The 6,231-nt window shown below is 48.1% G+C and carries 6 protein-coding genes and 2 rRNA genes; 4 read left to right on the plus strand and 4 right to left on the minus strand.

Translation table 11 applies throughout. The features are described 5' to 3' along the window. Window positions 1–55 precede the first annotated feature (55 nt). From hemC to AWU56_RS10925, 4 genes are read left to right on the plus strand one after another with little or no spacing between them, the layout of a single operon-like run. Complete coding sequence (hemC, locus tag AWU56_RS10910) at window positions 56–988, plus strand: hydroxymethylbilane synthase (protein WP_286682532.1); 933 nt, start codon at window positions 56–58, stop codon at window positions 986–988. Further along, window positions 972–1,697, plus strand: coding sequence for a uroporphyrinogen-III synthase (locus AWU56_RS10915; protein ID WP_286682533.1), 726 nt, complete (start codon window positions 972–974; stop codon window positions 1,695–1,697). The genes hemC and AWU56_RS10915 overlap by 17 nt, the downstream gene beginning before the upstream one ends. Next, the gene (locus AWU56_RS10920; RefSeq protein WP_006954685.1) at window positions 1,690–2,844 is read left to right on the plus strand and encodes a uroporphyrinogen-III C-methyltransferase; all 1,155 of its coding nucleotides are present in this window, start codon (window positions 1,690–1,692) and stop codon (window positions 2,842–2,844) included. Before AWU56_RS10915 ends, AWU56_RS10920 begins: the two co-directional genes overlap by 8 nt. Further along, complete coding sequence (locus AWU56_RS10925) at window positions 2,841–4,016, plus strand: heme biosynthesis HemY N-terminal domain-containing protein (protein WP_006954687.1); 1,176 nt, start codon at window positions 2,841–2,843, stop codon at window positions 4,014–4,016. The genes AWU56_RS10920 and AWU56_RS10925 overlap by 4 nt, the downstream gene beginning before the upstream one ends. Here the strand turns inward: AWU56_RS10925 and AWU56_RS10930 are convergent, their stop codons facing one another. The 4 genes from AWU56_RS10930 to AWU56_RS10945 form a co-directional block, all read right to left on the minus strand. Continuing rightward, entirely contained in the window at window positions 4,017–4,598 is a 582-nt protein-coding gene (locus AWU56_RS10930; RefSeq protein ID WP_006954690.1) for a YceI family protein, read from the minus strand. Window positions 4,599–4,612: 14 nt separating this feature from the next. Further along, window positions 4,613–5,149 carry a cytochrome b gene (locus AWU56_RS10935; RefSeq protein ID WP_286682534.1) on the minus strand — a complete coding sequence of 179 codons (537 nt, stop codon included), beginning with the start codon at window positions 5,147–5,149 and terminating at the stop codon, window positions 4,613–4,615. 488 nt (window positions 5,150–5,637) lie between these two features. Further along, window positions 5,638–5,753, minus strand: a 5S ribosomal RNA gene (rrf, locus tag AWU56_RS10940). A gap of 103 nt (window positions 5,754–5,856) precedes the next feature. After that, window positions 5,857–6,231: ribosomal RNA gene (locus tag AWU56_RS10945) — 23S ribosomal RNA — on the minus strand; the annotation flags it as partial.

Genomic DNA, 6,231 nt, shown 5'->3' on the forward strand with positions numbered 1-6,231 from the left:
GGCGCCTATCATCGCACCACCAAAGCGAAATGTCATTAAGTAGTAAGGGGTAGACATGTCAAAGACGGTAAGAATTGCTACGCGCAAAAGTAAACTCGCCATGTGGCAGGCGGAACATATACAAGCTCGTTTAGCGTCGCTCTATCCAGAGCTCACAATTGAGCTTGTACCCATGTCGACGCGCGGCGATATTATCCTTGATACACCTTTAGCTAAAATCGGCGGTAAGGGCTTATTCGTAAAGGAACTTGAAGCAGCGATGTTAGAAGGCAGAGCCGACCTCGCGGTACATTCTATGAAAGATCTTCCAGTTGAGTTCCCTCCTGGACTAGAGCTGCACACTATCTGCGAGAGCGAAGACCCTCGCGATGCCTTTGTCTCTAACCACTACCAATCATTGAATGAATTGCCAGAAGGCGCTGTTGTTGGAACCTGCAGTCTGCGCCGTCGTTGCCAGGTTAAAGAGCGTTTTCCACATTTAATAATCAACGATCTACGCGGCAATGTTCAAACGCGCTTACGCAAACTGGATGAAGGTCAGTTTGATGCGATTATTCTAGCTGCTTCAGGTCTTATCCGATTAGAGCTCGGTGAACGTATTACATCATTTATCCCCGTTGAAGATTCATTGCCAGCTAATGGCCAAGGCGTATTAGGTATTGAAGTACGTAGCGATGATGACGAGATAAAAGCGCTGCTCGAACCACTGCAGTGCTCTACGACACGTTATCGCGTATTAGCCGAGCGTGCGATGAATCGTCGACTTCAAGGCGGCTGCCAAGTACCTATTGGTGCGTTTGCAGTGGTGGATGGTGATCGCCTCAGTTTACGAGGCTTGGTCGGCGATCCAGACGGTGTCGAGGTCATCCGAGAAGAAATCCAAGGTCCTGTCGAACAAGCCGAGGCGCTGGGTATCGAACTCGCGGAGAAGCTACTCGCACGGGGTGCAGGAGAAATTTTGAAGGCGGTGTATGACCAGCACGACTAAGGCGCTGATATTACAACCCGATGACTCTAGACAGCGTATTATCGGTGCGTTGTCGGAGTCAGCAATTCAATTCACACAACACAGTTTTATTGATATCGAGCCTATTAGCGTAAAGCCGCTTGTAAACCCGGACTACGATGGTGTGATTTGGATAAGCAAAAATGCTGTCAAGTTTGCGGCAGACGCCGGCTTTCGTTTTCTGCCCCAAACGTCAATGTTTGCAGTGGGACCAACAACGGCTCGACTGGCTGCCAATACGTTCGGCATTTCCGCATACTGTCCGACATATAAACATGATAGTGAGTCATTACTAGCTCTGCCAGAAATAGTTAATGTCGATAATCAAAAATGGCTTATTATCAAAGGCGAGAAGGGTCGGGATTTACTATTCGATACGTTGCGAGCACGAGGCGCTACTGTCAGTAGCATTGATGTCTATCGGCGAGTAAAACGGCCATTAAATGACGAAACGCAAGTGACGCAGTGGATGAATACAGTTAATCTAATTGTAGTGACAAGCGCAGAGCAGTTAGGCTATTTTTTATCCAGCCTGCCTCGAGAAGCTGGTGGATGGCTATCCCGTTGCGATTGGATTGTTCCGAGTGAACGCTTGAGAGACCTAATTCCCTTTGTTGCAGCAGACACTATCACCGTGACTGGCAGTGCAACTGAGAGCAAGATGATTGAGGCGATAATAAAACATGGATAACGATAAGAACGAAACCCCAGAAACGGCGGCCGATTTAGCAACAGAGTCTAATCAGGCCACTTCATCAGACCCACACAAGTCGCCTAAACGATCACGCTCGCGACTTAAAAGTGCTATTTATTGGCTGTTGCTTATTTCAGTAATAGGTCTGGCTGTTTGGATTTATTTAAAGCAGCCATACAAACAATTACCATTTTGGCCGGAATCTGAAACACAGACTCAAGTAAAAGAGCCCGTCATAGAATATGCGCGTCAGGCAACCGTCGCCCGCACTCAGAAGCAACTTGAACAGCTGCAGACCGAACTGCAACAGGCGAAGCGTCAGATTGAACAAAACTCAGACAACCGTGAACAAACTCAGCTCAATCGACGCCTGAACCAGATAGAACAGGAACTCAACCGGCAACAACAAACGTTGCAACAATTAGCTGATCAGCTACCTCAACAACAGGCCGAGCGTATACGTGAGTGGCGTTTGTTTGAAGTCAAGCAAACCTTAGCGGCAGCGGCTCGTTCAGCGATTTTTAATGCCGACGCACAAACCGCACTTCAACTTCTTGATATTGCAAGTCAGCAATTAGCAGGTATTGAATCATCAGGAGCCTTGCAAATTCGCCAGGCAATCGAAGAGGACAAGCAAGCCTTATTAGAGTACCAACAGAGCGATGCAACGCAATGGGTCGTTGAACTTGCGGCAGCGAAACGCCAAGCCCTCTCGCTAGCAAATAAAACACCGACCCATGATTTCGCAAGTGAAAATAGACAAACCAAAGAACCGACCAATTGGCGCGAACATCTTGCTTATAATTGGCGTGCCTTTATGGATAATTTTTTCCGTATTCAAAAGTCGACTGACTCTATAGAGCCCGTTATATCAAACGAAGCCATCACCCTTAAACAGCAACAGCTCGATTTGACGCTTAGCGTTGCAGAAAATGCCGCATTAAAAGGTCAAGTTGAGCTAGCCAAAACCAAACTGAAAGAAGCGAGTGCATTAATTAGTGAGATAAAAGCGGATAGTCCGGCACAACAACGCGTACTGAAGAAGCTAGCGCAATTGGAGGATGGCATTAAACAAGCCGCTGAGCTGCCCGAAGTGTCGTCTCTTTCCGTAGCAGCAAGTCAGCTAGGAGGACGTTTACAATGAAATGGTGGGTGTACGTCCTAGTTGTTTTAATTGCGGGGGCTATTTTAGGTCCGATCTCTGCTGGCAACGCAGGTTATCTGTTAATTAATTTTGCGGGCTATACGATAGAAAGCACCGTTATTGGCTTGGTTGTATTTCTAGTAATCGCGATATTAGCGTTCAGCATAGTTATTGCTGCCATTAGAGCTTTATTAGGTAAGACGCGTGCAGGAAGTCAGTGGTTCTCGCGGCGAAAAGCTAAGAAACTTAAACAGCGAGAAAGGCGAGCTATACTTGCTATGCTGAAGCACGACTACACGTCCGCATTAGTCGATTTCGAGCTTCTCTATAAACAGCAACGTTCTGAGAATTTGGCTGCGCTATTAGCGTTCACCGCAGATAGAGCAGGGGAGCCTGGCAAAGCAAAATATTGGCTCGATACTGCGGGTTCAGACTTCAAGTCGGCGGTGGGTTTTATTTCTATGCAAAGTGAAACTCAGAATAATGGCGATCATCAGCAGCTTTCAATACGCCACGTGGAGAGTCAGCTCGATCGGGGTGAGCTTCCTCCTAGTCAATGGGCTCAGACCATTGAGTTATATAAAACCGAAAAGCGCTTAGATGACTTGCAACCTCATTTGAATCAAATCCAAGAACAAGCAAAGCTCAGCCAACAGGATTATGACCAACTCGTATTATCCGTTTACCTGCAGCACTTTATTCGTATCGCCCATAACGATGCCAAAGCACTATTTAAGGACTGGAAGAGTCTAAGCCGCACACAGCGTAGCACACCGTCTATTCGACTCGCGTACGCAAAGGCACTTAACTACTACGGACAACACGCTGCGTGCACTAAAGTCGTCAAAAAGGGCTTGGAGCGCGGTGAGCTTAATTTGAATGATTGTGTTAATGAACACGTGTTAGTCGGTACCGACCCCAACATCATTGATTGGGTACAATCTCACTTGAAGCGCAAACCTAACGATAGTCAGTATATCCGCGCACTTGCTGTGTTAGCTTTGGGGAACAAAGACTATTCGTTGGCTCAGCGAGCGTTAAAGAAACTTAGCGATTTAAATGCGTGCAATAAGGACGATTATATTAGGATGGGTGACGCATACGCTGCGCTGGGCGATAACCGCTTAGCGGCTAATGCTTATAAGCAAGCACTAACCGCTAAAGCGCGCTAATTACTGGCGGACACCTTCGATGGAAAGGTATAGCTCAACTTCTTTGGCCTCAGGGCCTAAGTTGTAATCAATGTTGTAGTCGGCCAATGTCAGGTCGACTTCACCTTCAAAACCACGGCGGAAGCCACCCCATGGATCTTCGCCTGCACCGACCTGTTCTACTTCGATAGCAATTTCTTTGGTTACACCATTCAGAGTAAAGTTGCCGTACAGCGTACCCTCATTTTCATCATCACTATCTGGGACGTAACGTGTACTGACAAAGCTTGCCTCAGGGTATTCTCCCGTGTTTAAAAAGTCGTCGCTACGGAGATGTTTATCGCGTTCCGCATGGTTGGTATCAACGCTCGCGGTATCAATTGTCACTTCAACTGAGGCATTGCCCGGATTCGCCTCGTCGTAACTAAATTTGCCTTCAAAGTCATTGAAGCGCCCTAGCAACCAGCTATAACCTAAGTGTTTAATCTTGAACTGAATAAAGGCGTGTTGACCTTCAGTATCAATGACGTAATCGTCTGCAACCGCGGGAGCTGCTAATACGCTACCTACGATGGCGGATAATGCTAAAAGTTGTGTTTTCATAACTTAGTTTCCTCTTAAGGTTTTATCATTCGAATAAGTGTTGAACGTTTATCAATAAAGTGATGCTTTAATGCCATAACGCCATGGCCTAGCGCTAGGATCACTAAGACATAAGCGGCATATTCGTGGATGGCGCCTGCTAATGTGGCTTGTTGATCTACCTGAAAAGGCAACGCAGGGACGTCAAACCAATCGAAAAAGCTAATAGGTTTGCCTTCACCCGTTGAGATTAAATAACCGCTAAAAACAACCGCGAGTAGACTGATATAGAGTAGTACGTGACCGAGTTTTGCAGCTTTTTTCTCGAATGCAGAACCATCAATTGTCGGGGTGCCTTTTACAAGCCGCCAAACAACTCTAAAAAGGGTGATGAAGAGTACCAACAAACCTAGGGACTTATGCCACCAAGGCGCTGTTGTGTACCAATTAGAGTAGTAGGTAAGATCGACCATCCACCAACCCAGCACAAACAGCCCGAATACAAGCAGAGCACTGCTCCAGTGAATGATGATCATGAGGGCATCATAACCTTTTACCCCTACTTCTCTCATATTTCCTCGCTATTTCGCTGATATGTTATTGCATGACACCTGAATAATAGTATGGATATATAGAAATAAAAGCAGCCATTTTAGGAGATAACGTTCGATTTATTTGTATCGTGCGCCTTGGGCGCACGGCTCGGTGTGGATTGTCGCGCACAATGCGCGACGTACGTGACGCGGTGGTAACATCATGCGGTGGTAGCGTGCGCATTCTGCGCACGGCGCGGTGTGGATTGTCGCGCAGGATGCGCGACGTACGTGGTGCGGTCGTAGCGTGCGCATTCTGCGCACGGGGCGATATGGGTTGTCGCGCACAATGCGCGACGTACGTGACGCGGTGGTAACATCATGCGTTCGTAGCGTGCGCCTTGGGCGCACGGCGCGGTGTGGGTTGTCGCGCAAGATGCGCGACGTACGCGGTGCAAGGGCGACGTGCGTCTGGCGAGCAGGCATAAAAAAACCCCAGCCAAACGGCTGGGGTTATTCTATTTGAAGTCTGGCGGTGTCCTACTCTCACATGGGGAGACCCCACACTACCATCGGCGCTGGTATGTTTCACTTCTGGGTTCGGAATGGAGCCAGGTGGTGCCATACCGCTATGGCCGCCAGACATAAACTGTCACAACATGGATTCGGCTGATTGTTTCGCCACTCTCTTATTCAATTCGATAAAGCGTCTTACGTGCTCAACAAGCAAACACCTTGGGTGTTGTATGGTTAAGTCTCACGGGCAATTAGTACGGGTTAGCTCAACGCCTTACAACGCTTCCACACCCCGCCTATCAACGTCGTCGTCTGCAACGACCCTTCAGAGCACTTAATGTGCTAGTGAGAGCTTATCTCGAGGCTCGCTTCCCGCTTAGATGCTTTCAGCGGTTATCGATTCCGAACTTAGCTACCCGGCAGTGCCACTGGCGTGACAACCGGAACACCAGAGGTTCGTCCACTCCGGTCCTCTCGTACTAGGAGCAGCTCCTCTCAACTCTCAAACGCCCACGGCAGATAGGGACCGAACTGTCTCACGACGTTCTAAACCCAGCTCGCGTACCACTTTAAATGGCGAACAGCCATACCCTTGGGACCGACTT

This window comes from Idiomarina sp. T82-3, assembly GCF_001577655.1.
Classification (GTDB): domain Bacteria; phylum Pseudomonadota; class Gammaproteobacteria; order Enterobacterales; family Alteromonadaceae; genus Idiomarina; species Idiomarina baltica.

What these genes read in the sequence shown, in the direction of transcription:
- hemC (WP_286682532.1), top strand. Translation starts at nt 56, where the DNA reads ATGTCAAAGACGGTAAGAATTGCTACGCGCAAAAGTAAACTCGCCATG.
- AWU56_RS10915 (WP_286682533.1), top strand. Translation starts at nt 972, where the DNA reads ATGACCAGCACGACTAAGGCGCTGATATTACAACCCGATGACTCTAGA.
- AWU56_RS10920 (WP_006954685.1), top strand. Translation starts at nt 1,690, where the DNA reads ATGGATAACGATAAGAACGAAACCCCAGAAACGGCGGCCGATTTAGCA.
- AWU56_RS10925 (WP_006954687.1), top strand. Translation starts at nt 2,841, where the DNA reads ATGAAATGGTGGGTGTACGTCCTAGTTGTTTTAATTGCGGGGGCTATT.
- AWU56_RS10930 (WP_006954690.1), bottom strand. Translation starts at nt 4,598, where the DNA reads ATGAAAACACAACTTTTAGCATTATCCGCCATCGTAGGTAGCGTATTA.
- AWU56_RS10935 (WP_286682534.1), bottom strand. Translation starts at nt 5,149, where the DNA reads ATGAGAGAAGTAGGGGTAAAAGGTTATGATGCCCTCATGATCATCATT.